The organism is Lentzea roselyniae, assembly GCF_039537795.1.
GTDB lineage: Bacteria > Actinomycetota > Actinomycetes > Mycobacteriales > Pseudonocardiaceae > Lentzea > Lentzea atacamensis.
Genome location: NZ_BAABBE010000002.1, coordinates 37304 through 63957 on the forward strand (window position 1 = coordinate 37304; position 26654 = coordinate 63957).

General features: G+C 69.6%; 22 protein-coding genes and 1 pseudogene. 8 read left to right on the top strand and 15 right to left on the bottom strand.

Annotated elements, in window-relative coordinates; genetic code table 11:
* Positions 1 to 49 precede the first annotated feature (49 nt).
* Positions 50 to 3130: a family 78 glycoside hydrolase catalytic domain gene (locus ABFX45_RS03050; RefSeq protein ID WP_346127388.1), complete on the top strand. Its 3081-nt coding sequence runs from the start codon at positions 50 to 52 to the stop codon at positions 3128 to 3130.
* Positions 3131 to 3139: 9 nt separating this feature from the next.
* Here the strand turns inward: ABFX45_RS03050 and ABFX45_RS03055 are convergent, their stop codons facing one another.
* The 5 genes from ABFX45_RS03055 to ABFX45_RS03075 all read right to left on the bottom strand — a co-directional run bounded on the left by ABFX45_RS03055 (position 3140) and on the right by ABFX45_RS03075 (position 9360).
* A complete protein-coding gene (locus ABFX45_RS03055) occupies positions 3140 to 4111 on the bottom strand; it encodes an NAD-dependent epimerase/dehydratase family protein (RefSeq protein WP_346127390.1) in 972 nt (323 codons plus the stop codon).
* 7 nt (positions 4112 to 4118) lie between these two features.
* On the bottom strand, positions 4119 to 5348 hold the full coding sequence (locus ABFX45_RS03060) for an SGNH/GDSL hydrolase family protein (protein ID WP_346127392.1): 1230 nt from the start codon (positions 5346 to 5348) through the stop codon (positions 4119 to 4121).
* A 125-nt stretch (positions 5349 to 5473) separates the two neighbouring features.
* Positions 5474 to 5608 carry a hypothetical protein gene (locus ABFX45_RS03065; protein WP_346127394.1) on the bottom strand — a complete coding sequence of 45 codons (135 nt, stop codon included), beginning with the start codon at positions 5606 to 5608 and terminating at the stop codon, positions 5474 to 5476.
* Between the two features lie 12 nt (positions 5609 to 5620).
* The gene (locus ABFX45_RS03070; protein ID WP_346127396.1) at positions 5621 to 8110 is read right to left on the bottom strand and encodes a hypothetical protein; all 2490 of its coding nucleotides are present in this window, start codon (positions 8108 to 8110) and stop codon (positions 5621 to 5623) included.
* 119 nt (positions 8111 to 8229) lie between these two features.
* Entirely contained in the window at positions 8230 to 9360 is a 1131-nt protein-coding gene (locus ABFX45_RS03075; RefSeq protein WP_346127398.1) for a LacI family DNA-binding transcriptional regulator, read from the bottom strand.
* Between the two features lie 50 nt (positions 9361 to 9410).
* On the opposite strand from ABFX45_RS03075, the gene ABFX45_RS03080 reads away from it, so the two are divergent.
* The 4 genes from ABFX45_RS03080 to ABFX45_RS03095 are packed head-to-tail and all read left to right on the top strand — an operon-like array spanning position 9411 to position 14000.
* Positions 9411 to 10625, top strand: coding sequence for a sugar ABC transporter substrate-binding protein (locus ABFX45_RS03080; RefSeq protein WP_346127400.1), 1215 nt, complete (start codon positions 9411 to 9413; stop codon positions 10623 to 10625).
* Positions 10626 to 11510: a carbohydrate ABC transporter permease gene (locus tag ABFX45_RS03085; protein WP_346127402.1), complete on the top strand. Its 885-nt coding sequence runs from the start codon at positions 10626 to 10628 to the stop codon at positions 11508 to 11510.
* Positions 11507 to 12310, top strand: a complete 804-nt coding sequence (locus tag ABFX45_RS03090; protein WP_109639590.1) for a carbohydrate ABC transporter permease — start codon at positions 11507 to 11509, stop codon at positions 12308 to 12310. Before ABFX45_RS03085 ends, ABFX45_RS03090 begins: the two co-directional genes overlap by 4 nt.
* A 10-nt stretch (positions 12311 to 12320) precedes the next feature.
* Complete coding sequence (locus ABFX45_RS03095) at positions 12321 to 14000, top strand: amylo-alpha-1,6-glucosidase (protein WP_346127405.1); 1680 nt, start codon at positions 12321 to 12323, stop codon at positions 13998 to 14000.
* On the opposite strand, the gene ABFX45_RS03100 is transcribed toward ABFX45_RS03095, so the two are convergent.
* Genes ABFX45_RS03100 through ABFX45_RS03135 form a run of 8 tightly spaced genes read right to left on the bottom strand, consistent with a single transcriptional unit; the run spans position 13948 to position 23330 of the window.
* Positions 13948 to 15264 carry a rhamnulokinase gene (locus tag ABFX45_RS03100; protein ID WP_346127407.1) on the bottom strand — a complete coding sequence of 439 codons (1317 nt, stop codon included), beginning with the start codon at positions 15262 to 15264 and terminating at the stop codon, positions 13948 to 13950. The two genes, ABFX45_RS03095 and ABFX45_RS03100, sit on opposite strands and share 53 nt — an antisense overlap.
* Entirely contained in the window at positions 15261 to 17285 is a 2025-nt protein-coding gene (locus ABFX45_RS03105; RefSeq protein WP_346127409.1) for a bifunctional aldolase/short-chain dehydrogenase, read from the bottom strand. Before ABFX45_RS03105 ends, ABFX45_RS03100 begins: the two co-directional genes overlap by 4 nt.
* Positions 17285 to 18439, bottom strand: a complete 1155-nt coding sequence (gene rhaI / locus ABFX45_RS03110; RefSeq protein WP_346127411.1) for an L-rhamnose isomerase — start codon at positions 18437 to 18439, stop codon at positions 17285 to 17287. Before rhaI ends, ABFX45_RS03105 begins: the two co-directional genes overlap by 1 nt.
* A 19-nt stretch (positions 18440 to 18458) precedes the next feature.
* A complete protein-coding gene (locus ABFX45_RS03115) occupies positions 18459 to 18770 on the bottom strand; it encodes an L-rhamnose mutarotase (protein ID WP_346127413.1) in 312 nt (103 codons plus the stop codon).
* Between the two features lies 1 nt (position 18771).
* Positions 18772 to 19833 carry a rhamnose ABC transporter substrate-binding protein gene (rhaS, locus tag ABFX45_RS03120; protein WP_346127415.1) on the bottom strand — a complete coding sequence of 354 codons (1062 nt, stop codon included), beginning with the start codon at positions 19831 to 19833 and terminating at the stop codon, positions 18772 to 18774.
* On the bottom strand, positions 19830 to 20789 hold the full coding sequence (locus tag ABFX45_RS03125; protein WP_346127417.1) for an ABC transporter permease: 960 nt from the start codon (positions 20787 to 20789) through the stop codon (positions 19830 to 19832). The genes rhaS and ABFX45_RS03125 overlap by 4 nt, the downstream gene beginning before the upstream one ends.
* Positions 20782 to 21831 carry an ABC transporter permease gene (locus ABFX45_RS03130; RefSeq protein ID WP_346127419.1) on the bottom strand — a complete coding sequence of 350 codons (1050 nt, stop codon included), beginning with the start codon at positions 21829 to 21831 and terminating at the stop codon, positions 20782 to 20784. The genes ABFX45_RS03125 and ABFX45_RS03130 overlap by 8 nt, the downstream gene beginning before the upstream one ends.
* Positions 21828 to 23330, bottom strand: coding sequence for a sugar ABC transporter ATP-binding protein (locus ABFX45_RS03135; protein WP_346127421.1), 1503 nt, complete (start codon positions 23328 to 23330; stop codon positions 21828 to 21830). Before ABFX45_RS03135 ends, ABFX45_RS03130 begins: the two co-directional genes overlap by 4 nt.
* A 125-nt stretch (positions 23331 to 23455) precedes the next feature.
* On the opposite strand from ABFX45_RS03135, the gene ABFX45_RS03140 reads away from it, so the two are divergent.
* Positions 23456 to 24463 (top strand): LacI family DNA-binding transcriptional regulator, encoded by a 1008-nt coding sequence (locus ABFX45_RS03140; protein WP_233441884.1) that lies wholly within the window; start codon positions 23456 to 23458, stop codon positions 24461 to 24463.
* Position 24464: 1 nt separating this feature from the next.
* Here ABFX45_RS03140 and ABFX45_RS03145 read toward each other — a convergent pair whose 3' ends face one another.
* A complete protein-coding gene (locus ABFX45_RS03145) occupies positions 24465 to 24872 on the bottom strand; it encodes a hypothetical protein (protein ID WP_346127424.1) in 408 nt (135 codons plus the stop codon).
* A gap of 241 nt (positions 24873 to 25113) precedes the next feature.
* Here ABFX45_RS03145 and ABFX45_RS46320 point away from each other — a divergent pair.
* Positions 25114 to 25299: pseudogene (locus ABFX45_RS46320) on the top strand (hypothetical protein); the annotation flags it as partial.
* A 295-nt stretch (positions 25300 to 25594) separates the two neighbouring features.
* Here the strand turns inward: ABFX45_RS46320 and ABFX45_RS03155 are convergent.
* Positions 25595 to 25975: a winged helix-turn-helix transcriptional regulator gene (locus ABFX45_RS03155; RefSeq protein WP_109639711.1), complete on the bottom strand. Its 381-nt coding sequence runs from the start codon at positions 25973 to 25975 to the stop codon at positions 25595 to 25597.
* A gap of 66 nt (positions 25976 to 26041) precedes the next feature.
* Here ABFX45_RS03155 and ABFX45_RS03160 point away from each other — a divergent pair, with 66 nt between their 5' ends.
* A complete protein-coding gene (locus ABFX45_RS03160; protein WP_346127428.1) occupies positions 26042 to 26629 on the top strand; it encodes an NADPH-dependent F420 reductase in 588 nt (195 codons plus the stop codon).
* Positions 26630 to 26654 lie beyond the last annotated feature (25 nt).

The window sequence follows — 26654 nt, forward strand, 5'->3', positions numbered from 1 at the left end:
TCGCCTCAGGAATTGAAACGTTTCATCCAGCGACGAAGGTGGAGACGACGTGCGGCGACGGGTGTTCCTGAAGACATCGGCGGTGGGGCTTTCCGCGACGGCGCTGCCGGTCGGGGTGGCGCAGGCCGAGCAGGAGAAGGCGAGCGGGTTGCGGGTCGTGCGCACCACCGTCGAGTACGCGGAGACCTTGCTGGGCACGGATGTCACGGCGCCGCGGCTGGGCTGGGTGCTCGAGGCGGGTGGCACCGGTGCGCGGCAGACGGCCTACCAGGTCGAGGTCGGCACCGCGCCCGGTCGTGCCGACGTGTGGCAGTCCGGGAAGGTCAGTTCCGATCGCACCACCGGGATTCCCTGCGGTGGCAAGGCTCTCAGGCCGCGCACGCGTTACCACTGGCGGGTGCGGGTGTGGGACGGTGCCGGCAGACCCTCGGCGTGGAGCACGGACAGCTGGTGGGAGACCGCGCTGCTCGGCACGCCGTGGCAGGCGCGGTGGATCGGCGCGCCGGACACCTCGATCGGCTTCACGGGTGCCTCGTGGATCTGGTCGGCCACCACGCCGCCGGAGAGCCGGTGGTTCCGCACCCGCGTCGACCTGCCCGCCGACGCGGTCAGGGCGAGGCTTGTCGCGACCGCGGACGACGACTTCACGTTGTACGTCAACGGGTCCGAGGCGCTGCACGTGCCGGAGCAGACGGACGTGTGGAAGGTCGGCCAACGCGCCGACGTCACGAGGCTGGTCCAAGGCCGGCGAATCGTGCTCGCCGTGCGCGCCACGAACCGGTCGGCTGGGCCGGCTGGACTGCTGGTGCGGTTGATCGTGGACCTGCCGGACGGGCAGCGCGAGATCGTCACCGGGCCCGGCTGGAAGGTGGCCGACACCGAGCAAACCGGTTGGCAGGCACCGGACTTCGACGACAGCGCGTGGACCCCGGCGACCGTGCTCGACCCGTACGGGCAAGGGCCGTGGGGTTCGAACGTGACGGTCGAGGAACAGCCCGCACCGTTGCTGCGCAAGGAGTTCAGCCTCGGCAAACCGGTCAGGCGCGCGAGGTTGTACGTCAGCGGGCTGGCCTACCACGAGACCGAGATCAACGGCCGGCGCGTCGGTGACAGGGTGCTCGATCCCGGCTTCACCGACTACGACAACACCGTGCTGTACGCGACGCACGACGTCACCGCGCTCGTCCGGCCCGGTCGCAACGCGATCGGTGTGACGCTGGGGCGCGGGTTCTACGGCATGAAGACGCCGAACGTGTGGCGGTGGGAGAAGCCGCCGTGGCACGACGAGCCGAAACTGCTGGCACAGCTGGAGATCGAACACCCGGACGGCACGCGCACGATCATCGCCTCGGACGAGTCGTGGCGGCTCACCGACGGTCCCACGGTGTCGAACTCGCTCTACACCGGCGAGACCTACGACGCCCGCCTGGCCCCGAAAGACTGGACCAATCCCGGCTTCGACGACCGTACCTGGCAGTCCGCACCGGTCAGGCCCGCTCCGAAGGGCACGCTGAAAGCCCAGGAACACGAACCGATCCGCGTGATCGAGTCGGTCACGCCGACCATCACGTCCCCGAAGCCCGGCGTGTTCGTCGCCGACATGGGCCGCACTATGTCCGGCTGGACGCAGCTCACCGTGAACGCGCCCGCGGGCACGACGGTCCGGCTCAAGCACGGCGAGACGCTCAACCCCGACGGCACGGTGCGGATGGAGAACGGTCACGTGACCGGCAACCGCATCCAGCTCGACGAGTACGTCTGCGCGGGGCGCGAGGAGACGTGGGAACCGAAGTTCTCCTACAAGGGCTTCCGGTACGTCGAGGTCACCGGCCTGACCGCCGCACCACGACTGGTCGGCCGGGTCGTGCATTCGGACGTGCCGCGAGCGAGCACGTTCCGATGCTCGGAGCCGCTGTTCGAGCAGTACGACGCCGCGATGCGCCGCACGGTCCTGAACAACCTGCACGGCATCCCGACCGACACTCCGACCTACGAGAAGAACGGCTGGACCGGAGACGCGCAGGTAGGCGCGCCGTCGATGCTCGCCGAGTTCGGCATGGCGAAGTTCTTCACCAAGTGGCTCGGCGACCTCGCGGACAGCCAGGACGCGGCCGGCCAGCTGCCGGTGATCGTGCCGAGCGGCGGCTGGGGCTACCGCGAGCTCGCGCCGGCGCCGGAGTGGACGACCGTGTACCCGTTCGTGCTGCGGGAGATGTACCGGATCTACGGCGACGACCGGCTGCCCGCGCAGCACTGGCCGGTGCTCACCCGCTACCTCGACTGGGAGATCGGCAGGCTCAGGGACGGGCTCGCCGTCACCGCGCTCGGCGACTTCCTGCCGCCCGGATCCGGTGGCCTGCCGCCGGAGGACACGAGGCTGACCGCGACGGCGTACCTGTACGGCGCTCTGCTGCACGCCGCCGAGCTCGGTGACGTGATCGGCAAACCCGTGCCGCGGTACCGGGAAGTCGCCGCGAGTCTGCTGTCGGTGTTCAACAGGACCTTCCTCGATCCGAGCGGCTACTACCGCACGGCCAGGGATCCTGACTACCGGCAGACGTCCAACGCCATCCCGCTCGCGTTCGGCATGGTGCCCGCCGGTTCGGTCCAGGCCGTCGCGGACCGGCTCGCGGCCGAGGTGAAGGCCGGCGGCAACCACGTCAACGTCGGCTGCCTCGGCGCGAGCGTGCTGCTGAAGGCGTTGAGCGACAACGGACACGCCGACGTCGCGCACGCCATGGCCACCGAACGGTCGTACCCGAGCTGGGGACACTGGTTCGCGAACGGAGCCGACACCATGTGGGAGATGTGGGACACCGGCACCCGCTCTCGCAACCACTACTTCAAAGGCACTGTGGCGCAATGGCTTTACGAGCACGTCGCCGGGCTGGTGCCGGGTGACGCGGGCTACCGGACGTTCACCGTCAAGCCCAACGCCACCACCATTTCCTGGGCACGGCTGGAGTTCGAGAGCGTGCGCGGACGCATCGGTGTGGCATGGGCCAAGGTCGACGGCGTGCTGCGGCTGACCGTCGACGTGCCGGTGGGCTCCACCGCCGAGGTGCACGTGCCCGGCAAGTCGGTGGTGTCGGCGCCGCACGGAAGGTGGACGTTCACCGGGAAGGCATGAGGTGTTCCGTCAGACGACGAGCGGCCGGGCCACCTCCAGCTCGTCGTGTTCGATCAGCCAGCGGACTGATTCGAGCACTGCCGGACCGGGTTCGTAGCGCGGTGCGAAGCCGAGCAGGGCTTTGGCCTTCCCGATGCTGATGCAGTGGCTGCGGTAGAGGTGCTCCCAGCTGGTCGCCGCGTGCTCCGGCGTCGTGGTCCGGCCGAACTCCTCCCAGCTCACCGGCTCCAGCGACGCGGTCTGCCCGAACCAGCCCGCGGCCGCGTGGGCGTACCCGCGGACGTTCAGCGCGGTGGGGGCGACGATGTTGAAGTCCTCACCCGCCGCCGTGTCCCTGTGCGCCACGGCTTGTTCGAAGGCGTGTGCGACGTCGTCGGCGTGGACGTGGTGCATCAGCTCGGCGCCGATGCCGGGTATCCGCAACGGGTGCCCGGCCGACAGCGCGTGCCAGACCGCGGGGTCGAGGTTTCCCAGCGGACCGATCGGTGGCCAGCCGGGACCGACGATGTGCCCGGGGTGCAGGGAGGTGGTCACCAGGCCGCCGGAGGCGGTCTCCTCCTTCAGCATCCGGGCGATGCGGTCCTTCTGGATGCCGTACTCGCCGACCGGAGCGGTACCGGAGGTCTCGGAGATCGGCCCGTGGTGACTGGGGCCGTGGCGCCAGATCGAGCCGCAGTGCAGCAGGTGCCCGGCCCGGCCGCGAAGGCTGTCGACCAGAGCGGTGGCCGAGTCGAGCGTGAAGCAGACCAGGTCGACGACGACGTCCGGCGCCAGGCCGGCCACCCGGTCGCCGAAGGTGCCTTCCTCGTCTTCCCGCTGCCGGTCGGCGACGACGCGACGCACCTGCTCCCATTCGGGCGCGTCGAGGTAGGCGCCGCGGACGCCGCGGCTGATGTTGATCACTTCGTGGCCGGCTCGCACCAGCCGGGGCACGAGGAACGTGCCGATGTGCCCGCTTCCGCCAACGACGACGACTCGCATGGCCGTCCTAACGGAACAGCCGCAGGGGAACTGCTTCGGCGAGCATCCGGTAGCCCGTCGGGTTGAGATGCAGGTGGTCGCCGACATCCGCGGCGGCGACGAGCTGCCGCGGGTTGGCCGGGTCGCGGACAGCGGCGTCGAAGTCGACGACCGCGTCGAAGCGGCGGCTGGTGCGGATCCACCGGTTCACGGTCTGCCTTGTCTCCTCGCGGAAGCCCTCGTCGTAGAAGCTGGCTCCGAACGGGGTCAGCGTCGCGCCGTACACCTTGATGTCGCGCGCGTGCGCCCGGTCGACGATCTGCTGGTAGCCGGCGATCAGGTCGTCGGCCACCTGCTTCTGGGCGGCTTCCGTCGTCGCGGCCGTGCCGATGTCGTTGATGCCCTCGAAGAGGATCGACCACCGGACTGCGCTCTGTGCCAGCAGATCGCGGTCCAGGCGCGCCAGCACGCTCGGCCCCAGACCGTCGTTGAGCACGCGGTTGCCGCCCGCGGCCTGGTTCAGCACCGCGACGCCGGGTGGCATGCGGTTCAGGAGCTGGTCGGGCCAGCGGTCGTTGCCGTTGGTGGTGGAGCCCCGGCCGTCGGTCAGCGAGTCGCCGATCATCACGACGGCAGAGGCGGTCGAGAGCACCTCGATGCCGCTGAGGAAGTACCAGTGGTCGGTCGGTGTGGAGCCCACGAGGTCCGCTGACTCGACGTGGTTGCCCGCCAGCAGATGGGAGGTGGTGCGGGAACCGGGGTGCGAGGTGATGTCATTGGACGCCTGCCCGCGCGCGAGATAGGCGGTCACCGTGAGGTTCATGCCGGGCTTCAGCGGGAAGTCCAGCGGATCGGACACCATCAGCGCGCCCTTCGGAACGTCCACAGAGGACCGCCCGTTGAACGTCACCCGCCGCACGGTGCTCGGCTGGATCGCGCTGACACCCGCGCGGCCGTCCTTCGGCAGCGCGACGGTGACCGCGGTGATCGGCAGCACCGCGCCGCCGAACGCGTTGGAGAAGCGCAACCGCATCCGCCGTCCTCCTACCGTCACCCGGACGGTCTGGCGCAGCGTGGCATCGGCCAGCACCAGGCCGTCCTGGGTGAACGGGGGAGGCGGCATGTTGTGCGGTTCGCACAGCTGTGGCATCGACGTCCAGGTACCGGCCCAGCCGGTTCGCCCGGTCGCCTCGGCCTGGGCCACGGCGGGGCTGAGCACGCCGGTGGCGGCCAGGCCGAGGAACAAACGCCTGCGCATCTTCCACGTCCTCTCGGAACGGGAGTTGAAAGATCAACGTAGGAGGATGCGTGAAGGAGCGTCAATCGCCGGCGTTTTCGAATTCATTTTCGAAACGCGTGGAAACTTTTCGAAACCGCCGCTGATCAGGAGCGGCCCACCACCGGAGCGACCGTCACGTAGTCGATTTCCGGGGCGTACTTCGAGCGCTGGCCGTACTCGTTGTACGTCCTGCCGTCCCAGTTGGGCAGTTCCTTCGAGGTGAACCTGATCGTGTTCACCCCGGCGTTCAGTCACACCGGCACGCCCAGGTCGCGGAACTGGTTGCCGTGAAACGTGTTCGGGAAATCGACGCGCTTCGGGGTCATCCCGTTGACGGAGACGTCCGCGTGCCGGGTCACCGGATCCGGGTTGTAATGCGTGGGAATGGATTCCTGCGCATTGGCGTACCGGACCACGAGCATGTGCTGTCCCGGCCGCGTGGCACTGACGTTGACCGTGAGCGCGTTGGCCGGGCCGTCGCCGACACCGGTCGCCACGCCGCCGGAGGCGAACGAGAAGCCGGTGCTGATCCTGGCCGCGCCGGTGACCGTTCCGCTCTCCGCCTCGACCTTCACCGGTGCGGGCTGCAACGCGGCGGAGGTGCGGACGCGGTCGAGCCGGAGGGTGCCGATGGTGCCGGTGACCGCGAGCTGGTTGATGCCTGCGGAGAGGAACAACGGCACAGACCGGGTTCCCGCGCCGACGACAACGCCGTCCACGTTGCGCCCGTCGAGCTTCACCGACCCGAGACCGCCGCCGGCGTGGTCGAAGGACACCATCGAGTAGCCGTCTCGGTCCGAGTGGACCCAGAACGTCGCGGACGCGCCCATTCCGATGGCCGCCACACCGGGCCCCGAGGAGTTCGAGACGGTGTACTGGGGCTTGGCCCTCCTGAGGTCCGCGTACTCGGCCTCGTAGACCGACCGTCCGTCGGTGTTCGCGTCGACGGCGGTGAGGTCGATCTTGTCGATGATCGCGTCACCGCGAGTGGTGCCCAGCGGGTCGGACGCGGCGAGCGTGATGGTGTGCTTGCCTGCGCTCAACTGCACACGGGTGTCCGTGTGATCCCACACCACCCACGCGTACGACACCGGCAGACGCAGCTCCTGCGGTTGCTGGCCGTCAATGCGCATGAAGACGTTGGTCGGGCCCTGCGGTACGACACTGGCGTACTTGTTGTGCGTGCTGGAGAAGACGCTGAGGTCGTAGACGCCGGTGTGCGGAACTTCCACGTCGAACGACAGCACGACGTTCGAGCCCGTGCGCAGGCCGCCGACGTTGTAGTTGCCGGAGGTGGCGAACTTGCTTACGTTCTGCGGGCTGCCCTCGGGACCGTTGAGGCTCCAGCCGTCGCCGGTGTGCCGGGCGTTCTCGGCCTCGTAGGTACGGCTCCACGGCACGGAGACGGCCGTCGTGCTGCCGCTGGCACCGGGGCTCAGGATCACCTGGTAGGCCGACATCTCCTTCATGCCGGTGAACGGGAGCACCACGCTGCCGTCGGCCGCGACCGCGAGCCTGGTGTCCAGCAACGGGCGCGGTTCGGGAGAGTCACCGACCTGACCGGTCCACGGGATCTCGCGCACGCTGGCGTGCACGGTCCTGCCGAACACGGCGGGGTCCACGTTGGTGAACCTCACGTCGGCTGCACCGTTCGCACCGCCGAAGATGGCGCGGGACTGGCGCTTGGCCTTGTCGAGCGTGGCGATGCCCTGCAACGTGTACTGCTGCCCAGGCGACGGGGGCGTGACGCGCACCGTGTCACCTGTCATCTGGCCGTAGGCGTTGAAGAGCCACCACTGGCCGTTGCCCTTGTTGGCCTCGACGGTCGAGTCGTTGAGGTTGCCGTCGATGTTCCAGTACGCCAGATCGGCATCCACTTTGGACTCCTCGATCGCGGACATCCACTGGATCATCTGGCCGGGCACGGAGAGGTGGTAGCGGTAGGCGTACTCGTCGATGTTGATCGGCAGGGGCGCGATGCCGAGCTCGCGTTCCCAGCCCCGGTACTTCGCCACGCTCTTGCGCACCACGTCCGGCGACGACAGCTCGTGCCAGGTCATCACCTCTGGCAGGCAGCTGTTCGCCTTGCAGTACTGGAGGAAGCCCTTGACCTGGTCGTAGAGCAGGGAGGTGTTGGGCCCGGCGATGCGCGCCTTCGGGTCCATGCTCTTGATGAGGTCGTGGATCTGCTTGTACTCCTCGAAGAAGTACTTCGGGTCGTTGAGCCAGCTGATGTTGTTGTAGCTGTACTGGCCGGTGCCGTACCAGTTGCCTTCCGGCTCGTTGAACGGCACGTAGACGATGTGGTCGCGGTGGCCGGAGTCGAGCACCTGCCGCACTTGTGACTGGACTTTGGCGCGGAAGTCGTCCCGGCCGGCCTGACCCTGTGCGCGCTGGTAGGGAAAGCCCCGGTAGATGTCCGTCATGTAGATGTAGACGTCGCCGCCGCCGTTGGCCACCCACGGCCCGGCCACCTCGAGCGCGTCCGCGCCGGGGTGCTGGGGACCGTCCTGGGCCTTGGTGGCGAGCGTCTTCGGGTAGAAGCCGGCGAGCGCCGCATTGCTCGGCACGCCGGGGCCGTACACGCCGTAGAGCGAACCCGCGGCGCCGCCGTGGAACGCTCCGGTGCTGGCGCCGAGGTCGATGGTGAGCGTGCTGGTGGCAGCGGCGCTCGTGCTGGGAATCAGGGCGGCCGAGACGAGTGTCGCGGCGAGCGCGAGCACAGTTCGCCGTTGAACCATGGGGGACTCCGAACGAGAACAGGGACACGGAGGCTCGAACCGGTTCGATCAGGTCGAGAACGTACGCGCACTCATCCAGACAAGGCAAGGATTGAGCGTGTCGAACCGGTTCGCAAGCCTCACGCCCTGCGGCGCGCCCCGGTACTCGAGCGCAGCGTGATCGGCGGCGCCAGCATGCTGTGCCGGGGCGTCGCGGACGGGTCCCCGATCTGCTCCAGCAGCAGGTCGACGGCCAGCCGGGCCATGTCACCGGCGGGCACGTCCGCGGCGGTCAGCGGCGGGTGGAAGTCCTCGGCGAGCCGGTCGGCGATCACGCCGGTGAGGGAGAAGTCCCGCGGCACGTCGAGCCCGGCGCTGTGCAGGGCGCGTTGCACACCGGGCAGCGCCGCCTCGTTGATCGTCACCGCCGCGGTCACCTCCGGCCAGCGGGTCCTGATCTCCTCGAAGCACGCGACACCGGCGGCGGGATCGTCCGGGCAGCACACCGTGTGCGCGGTGATGCCGCACTCCCTCGCGGTCCCGGCGAACGCCGTCGTCGCGCGCAGAGCCGGGCCGTAGCCCGCCGCGACCAGCTCGTCGGACCGGTTGATCAGCACGACGTCGGAGTGACCCAGGTCGGCGAGGTGGCGGACGCAGCGGCTGATCAGGCCCGCGTAGTCGACGTCGACCCACCACGACGCGGCAGGGTCCTCGACGTGGCCGATCGTCACGAACGGCAGCCCGGCGCTGGTCAGGCGCTCGACCCTCGGGTCCTGCAGGAGGATCTCCATCAGGATCACGCCGTCGACGCGCCGGCCGGTGACGATCCGCTCGAACGACCTGTCGTGGTCGCCGCCGCTGGGGGAGAGCAGCACGTCGTGGTCGTGGACGGCGGCGGCCTCCACGACGCTCGCGACGAACGCGAGCTGCACGTCGGTGAGCCGGGTGCTCGCGGGCGGTATCACCAGCCCGAACGTGCGGGTGCGTCCCTCGGCGAGCGCGCGGGCGCTGGCGTTGGGCCGGTAGCCGAGCTCGTCGATCACGTCGTTGATCCGCTGGGCGGTCGCCGCGGACACCGGCCGTTTCCCGCTCAACGCGTACGACACGGTGCTGCGGGACACCCCGGCCCGCTTGGCGATCTCTCCGATGTTCATGCGCGCTTCCTGTCTCCGGCCCGTTGCTGAGAACCGGTTCGACTGCCCGCCATCGTAGAACTTTCCCTCTTGCAAGACATCATCTCGGGGGTTTACGTTGGCGCCGCTTCTCGGCATCGAACCGGTTCGACCTCTTGTCGTCAGCGCAGCCGCCAGGAAGGACCCCCATGTTCCCCGCACCTGTATCCACACGTCTGCTGGCCGCGGTAGGCCTGGTCGTGTCCGTGGCGGCGTGCTCGTCCGCGCCCACCGCCGGCACCCCGGACACCTTCTCCGTCTGGGACCCGTACCCGCAGTTCACCGCCGAGTCCGAGTGGGTGAGGACGATCGAGAAGTGCGGCGCCGAGGCCGGCGTGAAGATCCAGCGCCAGGCCTACGACACCACCGACCTGACCAGCAAGGTCCTGCTCGCGGCCCAGCAGCGCACCGCGCCGCACGTGCTGGTGGTCGACAACCCGGTGGTGTCCACGCTCGTCGAGGCAGGGGTCCTCAAGCCGAACTCCGAGGCCGGTCTCGACGCCGGGCAGGTCTCACCGAACCTGGTGGCCGCCGGAACCGTCGACGGTCAGACCTACGGCGTGCCGATCGGCGCGAACACCCTGGCGCTCTACTACAACAAGGCGGTGCTGGCCGGCGCGGGCGTCGACCCGGCGTGGGTCAAGGACTGGGAGTCGCTGAACGCGGCGCTGGCCAAGGTGAAGGCCGCTGGCAAGAAGGGCATCACCTTCTCCGCGATCGGCACCGAGGAGGGCAGCTTCCAGTTCCTGCCGTGGTTCTGGGGCGCCGGCGCGTCGCTGACCGACCTGCCGTCGGGCAAGGCCGCGCTGGAGCTGTGGAAGTCCTGGCTGGACAACGGGTACGCGCCGAACTCGGTCGTCGGCAACACCCAGACGACCAGCTGGCAGGAGTTCGCCACCGGCGAGTACGCGTTCGCCGAGAACGGCACCTGGCAGCTGGGCAACGCGAAGAAGGCCGGTTTCGAGTACGGCGTCATCCCGATCCCCGGCCGCACCGGCGGGACCGCGCCCGCGCCGACGGGTGGCGAGTTCGTCACCGTGCCGGTGCAGGACAACAAGGACACCGAGGCCAAGGCCGGGCGCATCGCCTCGTGTCTCACCGCACCGGACAAGGTGCTGGCCGCCGACACCGCGCTGACCTACATCTCGGCCGTGCCTTCGGTGCAGCAGCAACAGGTCTCCGCCCAGCCGGAGCTCACCGTGTGGGTCGAGGCGGTCAAGAACGCCAAGGGACGCACCGGTGACAACCTCGGCACGCGCTACCCCAGGATCTCGCAGCCGCTGTGGGGTGCCGTGCAGGCCGCGCTCACCGGTGCCAAGGCGCCGGAAGCGGCGTTGCGGGACGCCCAGGCGTCGGTGAAGTAGGTGCGAGTGCGGTCCAGGCTCGCGGGCTGGGCGTTCCTCGTCCCGCTCGTGGCGTACCTGGCGGTGTGCTACGCGTACCCGCTGTTCACCAACGTCGACCTGAGCATCCGCGGGTACAACGTCCGCTCGTTCGTGAGCGGCGGTGCCCCGCTGGTGGGGTTCGCCAACTACGCCACCGTGTTCGGCGACCCGACCTTCCGCACGGCGCTGCTCAACACCGTGCTGTTCACCGTGATCTCGCTGTTCTTCCAGTACACGATCGGCCTCGCCGCGGCGCTGTTCTTCGCCCGCGGCTTCCGGTTGTCGGCGACGCTGCGCGCGTTGTTCCTCGTGCCGTGGCTGTTGCCGCTGATCGTGTCGGCCTCGACGTGGGCGTGGCTGCTCAACAGCGAGTCGGGGCTGGTCAACGCGGCGCTGAAGGTCGTGGGCCTCGGTCCGGTCAACTGGCTGACCTCGCCGGAGTGGTCGCTGGTGTCGGTGACGATCGCGAACATCTGGATCGGCATCCCGTTCAACCTCGTCGTGCTCTACAGCGGTCTGCAGAACATCTCCCGCGACGTGTACGAGGCGTCCGCATTGGACGGTGCGAGCGGCTGGCAGACGTTCTGGCACGTCACGTTCCCGTTGCTGCGCCCGGTCTCCGCGATCACCCTGCTGCTCGGGCTGGTCTACACGCTGAAGGTGTTCGACGTCATCTGGATCATGACGAAGGGCGGGCCGAGCGGCTCGTCCACCACGCTCGCCACCTGGTCCTACGAACTCGGGTTCGGCAACATGCTGCCGCGCTTCGGGCCCAGCGCCGCCGTCGGCAACGTGCTGATCCTGATCGCCGTGGTGGCCGGGCTGCTGTACATCCGCGTGCAGCGCAGGCAGGAGCTCTCATGACGTCCTGGCGCACACCGGTCGGCGTGCTGCTCACCGCCGTGATGCTGTTCCCCGTCTACTGGATGATCAACGTGTCGCTCACGCCGATGAGCGACATGCGCAAGTCGCCCAGCCTGATCCCGGTCAACCCGACGACCGAGGGCTACGAACGGGTGCTGCGCGAGCAGGTGCCGTATCTGGGCACCAGCCTGCTCGTCGCAGCCGGCACGGTCGTGCTGACCCTGGTGCTGGCGGCGCCGGCCGCGTACTCGCTGGCCAAGCTCCGCCCCGCCGGGCGGCGAGCGCTCGGGTTCGTGCTGCTGGTCGCGCAGATGATCCCGGGAATCATCATGGCGCTCGGCTTCTACGGCATCTACGTCAAGCTCGGCATCACGAACACGGTGTGGGGCCTGATTCTCGCGGACTCGACGATCGCGGTGCCGTTCGCCGTGCTGATCCTCACCTCGTTCATGGCGTCCGTGCCCGACGAGGTGCTGCAGGCGGCCACGATCGACGGCGCGGGGCCGTGGCGGTCGTTCGTGTCGATCGTGCTGCCCGCGAGCCGCAACGGTGTCGTCACCGCGGCCCTGTTCGCGTTCCTGTGGGCGTGGTCGGACTTCCTCTTCGCGGCCACGCTCGACTCGGGTGGCCGGCTGCAGCCGCTCACCCTCGGCATCTACCGCTACATCGGCAACAACAACCAGGAGTGGAACTCGATCATGGCCACCGCCGTGGTCGCGTCCGTGCCCGCGACGGTGCTCATCGTGGTCGCCCAGCGGTTCGTCGCCGCCGGCGTCACCTCGGGTGCCGTCAAGGACTGAAAGGAAACCCGTGGCCACCGAGTTCTCCGTGCGGGAGATCCCGTTCAGCCGTGCCGGCGCGTGGTTCGGCCTGTCGCCGGTGGTGGGACTGGCCAGATACGCGCAGGACGTGCACGTGGTCTCGCACCGCAACGGCATGCACGCCGTGCTGTCCCTGACACCCGCGCGGCCCGCCGAGATCATCGCCGAGCCGGCCGTGCTCACGTGGCGCAGCGGCGAGTCGCAGATCCGGGCCGTCTTCGCCTCGCCCGACACGCTCCGGATCTCCGGCAGCGGCCTGGGGATGCGCATCGCTGCCGCCGAACGGACGTTGACGCCGTTCACGGGCACCTACTTCTTCGCTGAACCTTCGGGTGGCGCGGTGTTCACGTCGTACGAGACCGGGCACAGGTTCCGTCTCACGGTCCTTTCCGGACAAGCGGAGCACGTCGGCGCCGAGGAGCTCGCGACCGCTGACCGCGCGGTCGTCCTGGGAGAGGAACCGTGGGAGGTGGTGATCGAGGAGATCACCACCGCGCTGCCACCGTTCCGTTCCAGCACCGGCTTCACCGACGCGGTGAGTGCCGCACGCGAGGCGTTCGGCCGGTTCACCGATGCCGTGGCACCGGCGCGTGCCCCTGCCGCGGAACTCGCCTGCTACGTGATCTGGTCCGCCACCGTGGATCCGGCCGGCTTCGTCACGCGCCCTGCGGTGCTCATGTCCAAGCACTGGATGAACAAGGTGTGGAGCTGGGACCACTGCTTCAACGCGCTGGCCCTCGCGCCCGGCGCGCCGGAGCTGGCGTGGCACCAGTTCCAGGTGGTGTTCGACCACCAGGACGCGCAGGGCGCGCTACCCGACTCGATCACGCATTCCGAGGTGCTGCGCAACTTCGTGAAGCCACCGGTGCACGGCTGGACCCTCAGCCGTCTGCGGGAACGGCTGCCCGGCGGGCTGCCCGACCCCGCACTGGCCTACCGCCAGCTGTCCGAGTGGACGGCGTTCTGGCTCGATCACCGGCGGGCGCCCGGCCGACGGCTGCCGTACTACGAGCACGGCAACGACAGCGGCTGGGACAACTCGACGGTGTTCGCCGCCGATCGGCTCGTGGAGTCGGCCGACCTCGCCGCGTTCCTCGTGCTGCAGATGAAGGAACTGGCCGTGCTCGCCACCGAGCTCGGTGACACCGCTCCCTGGGCGGAGCGGGCCGACGAGATGCTGGCCGCGCTGCTGGAGGAGCTGTGGGACGGCGACCGGTTCGTCAGCCGGGGTGTGGCGTCCGGCGAGCTGCGGGCGACGGCGAGCCTGCTCGACCTCATGCCGGTCGTGCTGGGGGAGCATCTGCCGCGGGAGATCTTCGACCGGCTGTGTCAGGGCGTCGCCGAGCACCTGACGCCGGTCGGACCGGCCACGGAGCTGCCCAGCTCGCCCTACTACGAGGCGGACGGCTACTGGCGGGGCCCGGTGTGGGCCCCGGCCACCGTGCTGATCGAGGACGGGCTGCGCCGGGGTGGCGCGGTGGAGCTGGCCGGCGAGGTGAGCGCGCGGTTCCGGGCCACGTGCGAGAAGTCCGGGTTCGCCGAGAACTTCGACGCGCTCACCGGCCAGGGCCTGCGCGACCGCGCCTACACGTGGACGGCCAGCGCCTACCTGTTGCTCAGCGGGGGAGATACCGCCGCAGCGGCTGGGACTTCCGCACCAGCGTCCTGAGGTCGGCGAGCGTGCCGTGCACCGCGCCCACGGCACGCGCCTGCACCAGGACGTTGCCCAGCGCGGTCGCCTCGGCGGGTCCCGCGACCACCGGGAGACCGCACGCGTCGGCGGTGAGCTGGCACAGCAGCTCGTTGTGCGAGCCGCCGCCGACGATGTGCACGACCTCGACCTCCGTGCCGGACAACCGCTGGGCGTCCGCGATGGCGTCGCGGTGGGCCAGCGCCAGGCTGTCCAGGACGGATCGCACGATCTCGGGCCTGGTCATGGTCTTCCCGCACTGCCGCTGGATCCGCGCGGGCATGTCACCGGGTGGCAGGAACACCGGGTCGTTCGGGTCGAACACCGACCCTCGCGCGCCGGCGGCCTCCCGCAGCAACGGCTCCAGGCCGGTGTCCCAGGTCCGCAGGCATTCCTGCAGCAGCCACAGGCCCATCACGTTGCGCAGGTAGCGGATCGTGCCGTCGACGCCGCCCTCGTTGGTGAAGTTGGCGGCGCGGCTCTCCTCGGTGAGCACGGGGGAGCCGAGCTCGACACCGACCAGCGACCACGTGCCGCACGAGATGTAGGCGAACCGTTCGGTCTCGGCGGGTACGGCGACCACCGCGGACGCGGTGTCGTGCGACCCGACCGCGGTGACCGGCACGCCCTCGTGCGTGCCCGCGGGATCGCCGGGATGACGCAGGTCCGGCAGCAGGCCAGCGGGCAGGTCGCGCGTCAGCCCGGCCGACCACCGTCCACTTCGGACGTCGATCAGGCCGGTCGTGGTGGCGTTGGTGTACTCGGCGCCGCGCTCGCCGGTCAGCCAGTAGGAGAACAGGTCCGGGATGAGCAGGAGCTGTTTCGCGTGCGCCAGCAGCGGTTCGGCCATCAGCTGGAACATCGTGTTGAACGGCTGGAACTGCAGGCCGTTGATCTCGTACAGGCCGTCCGGTGGTGTGATGCCCTCGGTGCGGGAGTCGCGGTAGTGCACCGGGTTGCCCAGCAACGCGCCGCGAGCGTCGAGCAGGCCGTAGTCGACCGCCCAGCTGTCGATGCCGATGCTGTCGAGGCCGACGGAGTCCAGCTCGGCGGCGAGGCGCAGGCCGGTGAGCACCTCCCGGTACAGCGCCAGGACGTCCCAGTGCAGGGTGCCGAGCAGGTGCACCGGACCGTTCGGGAACCGGTGCACCTGCTCGGTGTGCAGCTTGCCATCGCCGACGCGGCCCAGCAGCACACGGCCGCTGGAGGCGCCCAGGTCGACGGCGGCGACCGTGGCGGTCATCGCAGGAACGCCGCGGCCACACCGGCGTCGACCGGCACGTGCAGCCCTGTGGTGAGCGACAGCTCGCCCGCGGTCAGCGCGAACACCGCCGCGGCCACGTGCTCTGGCAGCACCTCGCGCTTGAGCAGGGTGCGCTGGGCGTAGAACTCGCCGAGCTTCTCCTCGGGCACGCCGTAGACGGCCGCGCGCTGGGCACCCCAGCCGCCCGCGAAGATGCCGGAGCCGCGGACCACGCCGTCCGGGTTGACGCCGTTGACGCGGATGCCGTCCTCACCGAGCTCCGCCGCCAGCAACCGGACCTGGTGCGCCTGGTCTGCCTTCGCCGCGCCGTAGGCCACGTTGTTCGGGCCGGCGAAGACCGAGTTCTTGCTGGAGATGTAGACGATGTCACCGCCCATCGCCTGGGCGCGCATGACCTTCGCCGCCTGCTGGGAGACCAGGAACGAGCCCTTGGCCATCACGTCGTGCTGCAGGTCCCAGTCCGCCTCCGTGGTCGCCTCGAGCGACTTGGAGATCGACAGCCCGGCGTTGTTGACCACCAGGTCGACGCCGCCGAAGGCGAGCGACGCCTCCCGGAACGCCGCGGCGATGCCCGCGCTGTCGGTGACGTCGACGGTCACGGGCACCGCGACGTCCGTGTTTCCAATGCCTTCCGCGACCTCGCGTGCGGCGTCACCGTTGCGGTCGGCGACCACCACGCACGCACCCTCGGCGGCCAGCCGTTGCGCGATGGCCCTGCCGATGCCCGATCCGCCACCGGTGACGAGCGCGACGCGGGTGGCGAGCGGCTTGGGCTTCGGCATCCGCTGCAGCTTGGCCTCTTCGAGCGCCCAGTACTCGATGCGGAACTTCTCGCTCTCCTGGATCGGCGCGTACCGGGAGACCGACTCGGCACCGCGCATCACGTTGATGGCGTTGACGTAGAACTCGCCCGCGACGCGCGCGGTCTGCTTGTTCCTGCCGAAGCTGAACATGCCGATGCCCGGCACGAGGACGATGGCCGGGTCCGCGCCGCGCATCGGCGGGCTGTCCGGCTCGGCGTGCCGCTCGTAATAGGACTTGTAGTCCTCGCGGTAGGCCTCGTGCAGCTGTTCCAGCCGTGCCACGACATCTTCGAGCGGTGCCGTCGGCGGCAGGTCGACCACCAGCGGCCTGACCTTGGTGCGCAGGAAGTGGTCCGGGCACGACGTGCCGAGCGCGGCCAGCTCGGGATGCCGTTCGCGGGCCAGGAAGTCGAGCACCACGTCGCTGTCGGTGAAGTGGCCGACCTGCGGGGAGTCCGTGGACGCGAGACCCCGGATCACGGGCGCGAGCTCGGCGGCCCGCAACCGGCGTTCCTCCTCGGGCAGCGGTTCGTGGACGACCGGGCCGAAGGGTTCGGCGCGCCCGTGCTCGTCGAGGTAGCGCTGGGCGGTGTTGATGATCTCCAGGGAGTTCGCCTCGCACTCCTCGCTCGTCGCGCCCCACGCCGTGATGCCGTGCCCACCCAGGATCACGCCGATGGCCTGCGGGTTGTCCCGCTTGACCGCGGCGATGTCCAGCCCCAGCTGGAAACCGGGCCGGCGCCACGGCACCCACACCACGCGGTCGCCGAAGCAGGCCTTCACCAGCGCCTCGCCGTCGGCGGCCGTCGCGAGGGCGATGCCCGCGTCCGGGTGCAGGTGGTCGACGTGAGCCGCGTCGACCAGGCCGTGCATGGCCGTGTCGATCGACGGCGCCGCGCCGCCCTTGCCGTGCAGGCAGAAGTCGAACGCGGCGACCATCTCGTCCTCGCGCTCGACCCCCGGATACACCTCGGTGAGCGCCCGGAGCCGGTCCAGGCGCAGCACCGCGAGCCCGGACGCGGTCAGCGTGCCGAGATCACCGCCGGATCCCTTGACCCACACCAGCTCCACCGGCTGCCCGGTGACCGGGTCGAGCTCCTCGCCCTTGGCCGACGTGTTGCCGCCCGCGTAGTTGGTGTTGCGCGGATCGGCTCCCAGCCGGTTGCTCCGCCCCAACAGCGCTTCGACCTGGTCCATCACGCACCCCATCCGGCGGCCTCGCCGCCGACTCGTTCACGGACGATCTGCTCGGCGTACCCGGACCGCCGGTACGCGGCCATCGGGTCGGGGTCGAGGCCCATCTCCTCACGCAGTTCGCGCAGGAGCGGGCGGACATCGGTGTTGTAGGCGTCCATCAACGTGCCGTTCGCGCCGAGCACGTCACCGGCCTGCTGTGCCTGCGCGAGAGCCTCGTGGTCGACCAGCAGAGCCTTCGCCGTGGCCTCCTGGACGTTGAGCACCGAGCGGATGATCGCCGGGATCTTCGGTTCCAGGTTGTGGCACTGGTCGAGCATGAACGCGATGCCGGCGGCCGGCTTCAGCGCGTCGGCCAGCACGATCTCGTGCATGATCCGGAACAGCTGGAACGGGTCCGCCGCGCCCACCATCAGGTCGTCGTCGGCGTAGAAACGGGAGTTGAAGTCGAACGCGCCGAGCTTGTTCGCGCGCAACAGGAACGACACGATGAACTCGATGTTCGTGCCCGGTGCGTGGTGCCCTGTGTCGATCACGACCTGGGCCTTCTCGCCGAGCTGCTGGCAGTGCGCGTACGCCGTGCCCCAGTCCGGCACGTCGGTCGTGTAGAAGGCGGGCTCGAAGAACTTGTACTCCAGCAGCATCCGCTGGTGATCGCCGAGCCGCGCGTAGGTTTGTTGCAGCGCCTCGGCGAGCCGGTCCTGGCGGGCGCGGATGTTGTCCTGGCCGGGGTAGTTGAGACCGTCCGCGAACCAGAGCTTCAGATCCTGCGAGCCCGTCTGGTCCATGATGTCGACGCACTCGAGCAGGTGCCCGATCGCCTTGCGCCGCACGGCGGCGTCCGGATGGCAGACGCTGCCGAGCTTGTAGTCGTCGTCCTGGAAGACGTTCGAGTTGATGGCACCGAGCGCGACCCCGCGGTCCCGCGCGTACTCGGCCAGCTTGCCGTAGTCGTCGACCCTGTCCCACGGGATGTGCAACGCGACGGTCGGCGCGACACCGGTGAGCCGGTGCACCACCGCCGCGTCGTCGATCTTCTCGTACGGCGTGCGTGGAACTCCCTGCTGCGCGAACACCTTGAACCTCGTCCCCGAGTTCCCGTAGGCCCAGGAGGGGGTTTCGATCCGTTGCTCGCGCAGAGCGGCCTTCACACTCATCACTGTTCTCCCCAAAAGCTCAATCGAGGTGGAAGACCTCGTCCAGCGGCCGCATCCGTTCGTCGGCGTTGCCGTCACCGACGAAGAACCCGGCCATCTCGGCCTGCCACCGCGCGTTGACCTCGGTGCGCGCCATCTCGGCGAGCGCCGCGTGGAAGTCGTCGCACTCCAGGTAGCCGATCAGCAGGCCGTCCTCTGCGAGGAAGAGGGAGTAGTTGTGCCATCCCGCCTCGCTGAGGGCGGCCCGCATCTCGGGCCACACCTCGCGGTGCCGTGCCTTGTACTCGTCGATCCGGTCGGGCCGGACCCGCAGGGTGAAGCAGATCCGCATGTCAGAAGTCGAACTTCTCGATGTTGTCCTTGTTGAACACGGTCGGCGGGCCGAGCACGATCTCACCCTTGGCGCCGATCGTGTACTCGCCGAGGTCACCCGCCTTGAACTTCTCGCCCTGGGCACCGGTGATCTGCCCGGACGCGAGCGCGGCCGCGGCGTAGGCGGCGAGGTAGCCGAGCTTGCTCGGGTCCCACAGCATGAAGTCCTTGACCGTGCCGTCCTGCACGAACTTGCGCATCTGGTTCGGCGTGCCGAGACCGGTCAGCTGGACCTTGCCCTTGTACTCCGACGAGCTGAGGTAGCGAGCCGCGGCGGCCACGCCGACGGTGGTGGGCGAGATGATGCCCTTGAGGTTCGGGTGCGCCTGCAGCAGGCCCTGGGTCTTCTGGAACGACGTCTGGTCCTCGTCGTTGCCGTAGGCGGTCTCCACCAGCTTGAGGCCGGAGTACTCGGGCTTGGCGAGCTCGGCCTTCATGACCTCGATCCACGCGTTCTGGTTGGTGGCGTTCGGGGTCGCCGACAGGATCGCGATCTCGCCGCTGCCGCCGATCGCCTGGGAGATCAGCTTCACCTGGCCGGCTGCGATCTCCTGCGAGGTGGCCTGGTTGATGAAGACGTCACGGGCGTCGGGCGCCGCGTCGGAGTCGAACGTGACGACCTTGAGGCTCTGACCGCGCGCCGACTTGAGGGCGGGCGCGACGGCGTTGGCGTCGTTCGCGGAGATCACCAGCGCGTCCTGCTTCTGCTGCGCGGCGGTGTTGATGTAGGTGACCTGCGAGCTCGCGGCGGCGTCGGACGGGCCCGTCGCCTTGACCTCTGCCTTGAGCGCCGTGCCCGCGCTCTCCGCGCCCTTCTGCGCCACGGTGAAGTACGGGTTGTTGACCTGCTTGGGCAGGAAGGTGATCTTGAGCCCTTCCTTGAGCGCCGCGTTCGGGTCGGCCTTCGCGGCGTTGGTGGCGCCGCCGGTCTGCTGGCCCGCGCTGTCCTTCGTGGTGCCACCGCAGGCGGTGAGCGCGACGGCCCCGGACACCACCAGGGCGAGCACTAGACGTGTGTTCATGGCGTTGCCTTCCTCAGACTTCCGACGCGACGGGTGACGGATGGAGCGAGAACGCTCACCAGCAGCAGAAGGCCGGTGACGATGGTGAGCACCTCCGTGGAGGTGTCCTGCAGGATGAGCAGGTTGCGCAGACCGCCCAGCAGCAGCACGCCGGCGAGCACGCCGAAGAGCGATCCCTTGCCGCCGAAGATGGACACGCCGCCGAGCAGGACGGCGGCGACGACGGCGAGCTCGAGCCCGACGCCGTTGTCCGCGCGGGCGCTGGAGAAGCGGAACGTGTAGACGATGCCCGCGATCGCGGCCACCGCGCCGGCGAGCACGAAGAGGGTCAGCTTGATCCGCTTCACCCGGATGCCGGAGAAGCGCGCGCCCTCCTCGTTGGCGCCGATCGCGTACACGGACCCGCCGAACGAGCTGGCGTGCAACGCGATCCCGAACAGGACGGCGAGGACGGCCGCGAGCACGATCGGGTACGGGATGTTCGTGCCCGGCACCGGCGTCGTGCCGAACGCCGTGTAGCTCGCCGGGAAGTCCGCGACCGCCGTGTCACCGAGCACCACCAGCGCGAGGCCCCGGTAGAGGGCGAGCGTGCCGATGGTGACGGCGAGGCTGGGCAGGCCGAGCCTCGTGATGAGCAACCCGTTGAACGCCCCGCAGAGCGCGCCGGCCACGACGACCGTCGGCAGGATCGTCTCGAGCGGCCAGCCCGCGTTCCACAGCCAGCCGATCAACGCGCTGGACAGGCCCAGCACGGAGGCGACGGACAGGTCGATCTCGCCCGCGACGATCACCAGCGTCAGCGGCAGCGCGATGAGCGCGATCTCGCCGATGTCGAGGCCGAGGTAGAAGAGGTTGCCGCCGGACAGGAACGACCCGTCCGTGCTGACCTGGCCGGTCAGCGCCACGACGATCAGCAGGAACACCAGCGCGGTCTCCCACCGCAGGAGGTTACGCATGGCTGGTCCCTTCCGAGGTGCGCAAGGCCTTCGCGAGTCGCAGTGCGAGCAGCCGGTCGACGGTGATGGCGCTCAGCAGGAGCGCGCCCGCGATCGCCTGCTGCCAGAAGGCGGGGATCTGCAGCACCACCAGGCAGCTGGTGATCGTGCCCAGCAGGAGCGCGCCGAGCGCGGCACCAGCCACGGTCCCGGATCCGCCGAAGATCGCGACACCGCCGACGACTACCGCCGCGACGACCTGGAGCTCCAGTCCGGTGCCCGCGGCCGCGTCGACCGTGCCGTACCTCGCGACCCAGAGCGCGCCGGCGAGTCCCGCGATCAGTCCGGAGAGGACGAACGTGGTGAGCGTGCGTCTGGCGACCGGAATGCCCGCCAGGGTGGCGGCCTCCGGGTTGGAGCCGATCGCGTAGAGCTCGCGGCCGGACCGGTAGGAGCGGAGGTAGACCGCGGCGACCGCGATGACCACGACGGTGATCAGCACGAGGACCGGGATGCCGAGGACGCGGCTGCTGCCGAGGTCCAGGAGCGCGTCGGGGAGGTTGGCGGCGTTGACCTGCCTGCCCTGGGCCAGCGCGTAGTCGACGCCGCGGAACACGTAGAGCGTGCCGAGGGTGACGACGAGGCTGGGCACGTTGCCGAGTGCCACCAGCAGACCGTTGAGCAGGCCGCACGCCAGGCCGATCGCGACACCGAGCCCGATGCCCGCGAGCAGCGGGGTGCCGGGGTGGTCGGCGAACTGCTGCGCGGTCAGGAAGGCGGACAGACCGAGGACCGAACCCACGGACAGGTCGACGTTCCTGGTCACCACCACCAGGGTCTGGCCCACGGCCAGGAGTGCGACGATCGAGGCGTTGAGGAGGAGGTCGCGCAGGCTTTGGGCCTGGATGAACCTCGGGTTCACAACCGCGGTGGGGATGACCACCAGGGCGAGGGCGACGACGATGCCGAGCTCGCGGACGCGCCCCACTCGGGTGGAGAGGCGGCGGGCTGCGGTGCGGCGTGCGGAGGGTGGGGCGGTCGTGGTGTCGAGTTGAGCAGTCATCGCGTCACCGCCTGTCCGGCTGCCGCCATCGCGACCCGCTCTTCCGTCGCCTCGGCCCGTGAAAGCTCCTCCACCAACCGGCCTTCGTGCATCACCAGCACGCGGTCGGCCATCCCGAGCACCTCCGGAAGCTCCGACGAGATCATCAGCACCGCGACGCCCTGCCCGGCGAGCTCCGACAGCAACCGGTGCACCTCCGCCTTCGTCCCGACGTCGATCCCGCGGGTCGGCTCGTCGACGATCAGCACGGAAGGCTTGCGCGCCAGCCACTTCGCCAGCACCACCTTCTGCTGGTTGCCGCCGGACAGCACGCCGACCGGGTCGCTCAGCCGTGCGAACTTCAGCCGCAGCTTCACCGCCCAGTCCTGGGCCAGCGCGCGTTCGGAACGCCTCCGCAGCAACCCGAAGGTCGAGAGCCGGCCCAGCGACGCGAGCGCGGTGTTGCGTTCGATCGACGCGTCCATCACGAGGCCCTGCTGGCGGCGGTCCTCCGGCACGAACCCGATGCCCGCGGCCATCGCGGCGGTGGGGGAGCCGTACTTCAGCTTCCGGCCGCGCACGACGACGGCACCGCCGTCGGGACGGTCGATGCCGAACACCGCCCGCGCGACCTCGCTGCGCCCGGCGCCGACCAGACCGGACAGCGCGACGATCTCGCCCGCCCTGACGTCGAACGACACGTCGGTGAACACGCCTTCGCGGGTGAGCCGTTGCACCGACAGCAGCACGTCGCCCGCGGTCGTGTCCTCCTTGGGGAACAGTTGCGACAGCTCGCGGCCGACCATGCGGCGCACCAGGGAGTCCGGGGTCTCACCCTCCAGTGAGCCGGACCAGACGAACTCGCCGTCGCGCAACACCGTGGCCCGCTGGCACAACGCGAACACCTCGTCGAGCCGGTGCGACACGAACAGCACCGCGGCGTCCTGGTCGCGGAGTGCCTGCACCACACCGAAGAGGCGCTGCACCTCGTGGGCGGACAGAGCCGCTGTCGGCTCGTCCATCACGATCACGCGGGCGTCGAACGACAACGCCTTGGCGATCTCCACCAGTTGCTGGTCCGCAATGGACAGTCCACGCGCCGGACGGGCCGGGTCGAGCCGGACGCCCAGACGGGAGAACAACTCCGAGGTGCGGGCGTGCATCTCGGCGACGTCGATGCGGCGGCCGAAGCCGAGCGGCTGGCGGCCCATGAAGACGTTCTCGGCCACCGACAGGTCACCGAAGAGCGTCGGCTCCTGGTAGATGATCGCGATGCCCGCGGCCAGCGCGTCGGCGGGGCCGGAGAACCTCTGCGCGGACCCGTCGACGAGCACCTGGCCCGCGTCCGGCCGGTGCACCCCGGCGAGCGTCTTGATCAGCGTCGACTTGCCGGCGCCGTTCTCCCCGAGCAGCGCGTGGGCCTCGCCGGGCAGCAGCCGCAGCGACACCCCGGACAACGCGCGGACGGCACCGAAGGACTTGCTCACCTCGTCCAGCGCCACCACGGGAGGTCGGTCCACGTTTCCGTCTCCTCCATGTTGAAACGTTTTAACGGCTGAGTTACGTGCACTCTGGGTGCGCCGAGGCCCTGTGTCAAGGGAGGCGGGGTACGATTCGTTGTCACGTTTCAACAAAGGAGCCGCCCGTGAAGCCGTCAGTGGGCATCCGCGACGTCGCGCAGCACGCCGGCGTGTCGAACGCGACCGTCTCGAACGTGCTGAACCGGCCGGACGTCGTCGCCCCGGCCACGCGGCAACGGGTCCTGGCCGCCATCGCCGAGCTGGGATTCGTGCGCAACGAGTCCGCGCGCCAGCTCCGCGCCGGTCGCAGCCGGGTGATCGCCTACGTCGTGCTCGACGCGGCGAACCCGTTCTTCACCGACGTGGCGCGCGGCGTGGAGGACGCGGCACGGGAGGCGGGGCTCGCGCTGTTCCTGTGCAACAGCGCCTCCGACGACAGCCGCGAACGCGAGTACCTGGAGCTGCTGCACGAGCAGCGCGTCGAGGGCATCCTGATCACCCCGGTCGACGGTGCCAGCGCGCAGTTCGCCGAACGCGGCACGCCGCTGGTGCTGGTCGACCGCGAGTCCACGGACGGGACGCGCTGCTCGGTCGCCGTCGACGACGTGCTGGGCGGCGAGCTCGCGGTGACCCACCTGATCGAGGCCGGCCACACGCGCATCGCCATGATCGGCGGCCCGCTGTCGATCCAGCAGGTGCGCGACCGCCACGAGGGAGCGTTGCGCGCGCTGGCCGGCGCGGGCCTGCCGCCGGACGCGCTGACGTTGCTGGAGACGAAGGACCTGCAGGTGGCGGAGGGTCGCGGCGCGGGGGAGCGGCTGGTGGGCCTGCCGTCGTCCCGCCGTCCCACGGCGGCGTTCTGCGCGAACGACCTGCTCGCGCTCGGCCTGCTCCAGTCGATGACGCAGCAGGGCCTGCGCGTGCCGGACGACCTCGCCGTGGTGGGGTACGACGACATCGACTTCGCCGCGGCCGCCGCCGTTCCGCTGACGTCGGTGCGCCAGCCGCGCGAGCAGCTGGGCCGCACCGCCGCCCAGCTGCTGCTCACCGAGAACGAACCGGACCACGAGCACCGGCACGTGAAGTTCCAGCCGGAGCTCGTGGTCAGGGCGTCGAGTGCCGTAAAACGGTGAACTACCGGACGAGCAGCATTTCCCGGTCGTCCTCGACAACGGTCGACTTGTCCGGCGGGAGATACACGTTCAGCGACGCCGACGTGAATGCGACGCCCCGCTGGAACGCCTTCGTGCGGGACACCACGGTCACGTCGACCTTGTGGTACTGACCGGTGCACGGAACGCTCGGCGTGTATTTCTCACCGATGGCGAGCTCACCGCGGACGTTCTGCGTGACCTGCACCCACAACGACCCGGTGGCGCCGTTCTGGCACATCACCCGCGTCGGCACGGTCACAGCCGCGCCACGCGCCTCCAGCCGGCCCTGCGACTGAAGGGCGACAGCGGCCTCGACCTGTGCCGCGGCCGGCAACGCCGTGGCCACAATTGCGGCGGCGGTCAGCACGAACGTCGAAATAGCGCGCACGTTTTTCACCTCGTTGTTGTTGGCGGTTGCGTCTTGTAAGGCGCAAGCCGACATTAGTCACGGCGTGATCAAACGGGCGAGGGGCCAAATGTGCGGGTCCATTTGTTAAAAGGTGAACACGCGAGGGTATCCGGGTTTCGTGACGACGTGTGCAGATCGACTCGTGGTGCGGCCCAGGCCGTGGAAGCTCGCGCTGTACCTGCTCGGCGCCGTGGTGTTCGTCGTGGCCGGCGTGTGGTTGATGTCGTCCGGCGACGCCGGGGCGTTCGTCGCCGGAGCGTTGTCGGTCGCGTTCTTCGGTGGCTTGCTCGTTCTCGTGATCGTCAACGCGAGGACGCGCCGGCTGACCCTCACCCCGGAGGGCATCGACATCGGCGGGACGATCCCGTGGGCCGACGTGGAATCCGTTGGGGTGGTGAAGCATCCGACCACGATGGTCGCGCTGCGGCTGCACAGCTACGACCGGTACCTGGCATCGCAGACCGCGGACGGCACGCGGGAGGCCAAACGCACGATCAGGTTCCTCAAGCCGTTCGCGCATTTCTTCCGCATGATTCCGAGCATGCGCCGGTACGCCGCCGTGCAGGGGCAGGCGGACGAGCTGCGGTGGAACCGGGAGACGTACGGGTTCGACATCGGCATCAGCCCGGCGTGGCTGGACCGTTCGCCGGGCTCGTTCGTGGACCTGGTCGAACGCTGTCGGCGCCAGTGCGGACAGCGGCTCACCAGTCGTCGGGCGACCCCAGCATCGCGGTGCGGACGGTGTCACCGTGCCGGTCGGCCCACTCGCCGAGCGCGAAGATCGGCACCAGCAGGTCCCGTCCCGCCTCGGTCAGCTCGTACTCGACCCGCGGCGGGGCCTCGGCGTAACGGCGGCGCTCCACGAGCGCCATGTTCTCCATGCGGCGCAACGTCTGCGTGAGCATCTTCTGGCTGATGTGACCGATGGTCGCGCGCAGTTCACCGGGGCGCATCGGGCCGTCGCGCAACGTGTAGACGATCACCGTCAGCCAGGAGTTGCCGAAGAGGTCGACCGCGATCCTGGCCGGGCAGTCGGCCTCGAAGTCGCCGTACGGCCCGAGGTCGGTTTGTCCGATCGTCACGGCGTTCAGCCTGCCAGCGCCGTTGCGCACCCGCAGGTGCCTTTCGGCATTCCTACCGTCTGCGGCATGCGAATCGGAATCATCGGTGCGGGACAGATGGCACGGGCACTGGGCAACGGCTGGGCCGCGGCAGGCCACGAGATCCGGTACGGCGGGCGCGGGGATGTCCGCGCCGCCGCGGAGTTCGGCGACGTCACGTTGCTGGCCGTGCCTGTGCCGGCACTGACGGAAGTGTTGGGAGAAGGGAGCTTCGACGGCCAGACGCTGATCGACTGCGCCAACGCCTTCGAGCCGGACGACGGCATGATGGTGCTGGGTGAGGACGCCGTCGCCGAACGGGTGGCGGCACTGGCGCCGGGAGCGCGGGTGGTGAAGGCGTTCAACCTGTGTGCGGCCGAGGTGTGGGCGGCGGACGAGCGGGTCTTCGACGGGCACCGGCTGGCCGTGCCGTTGTGCGGTGATGACGCGGATGCGCTGGCGCGGGTCGAGGAACTGATCCGTGACCTGAAGGCCGAGCCGGTCCGCGCGGGCGGGCTGAACAGGGCCCGGTACCTGGAGGCGATGTCGGCGTTCGTGGTGGGAATGTGGTTCGCGGGCGCCGACGCCCGTGCCGCGCTGCCGCCGCTGGAGGCGGCGTTCGCGATCGCCGACTGAGGCCGTGCACCGGATGGAGCAGTCT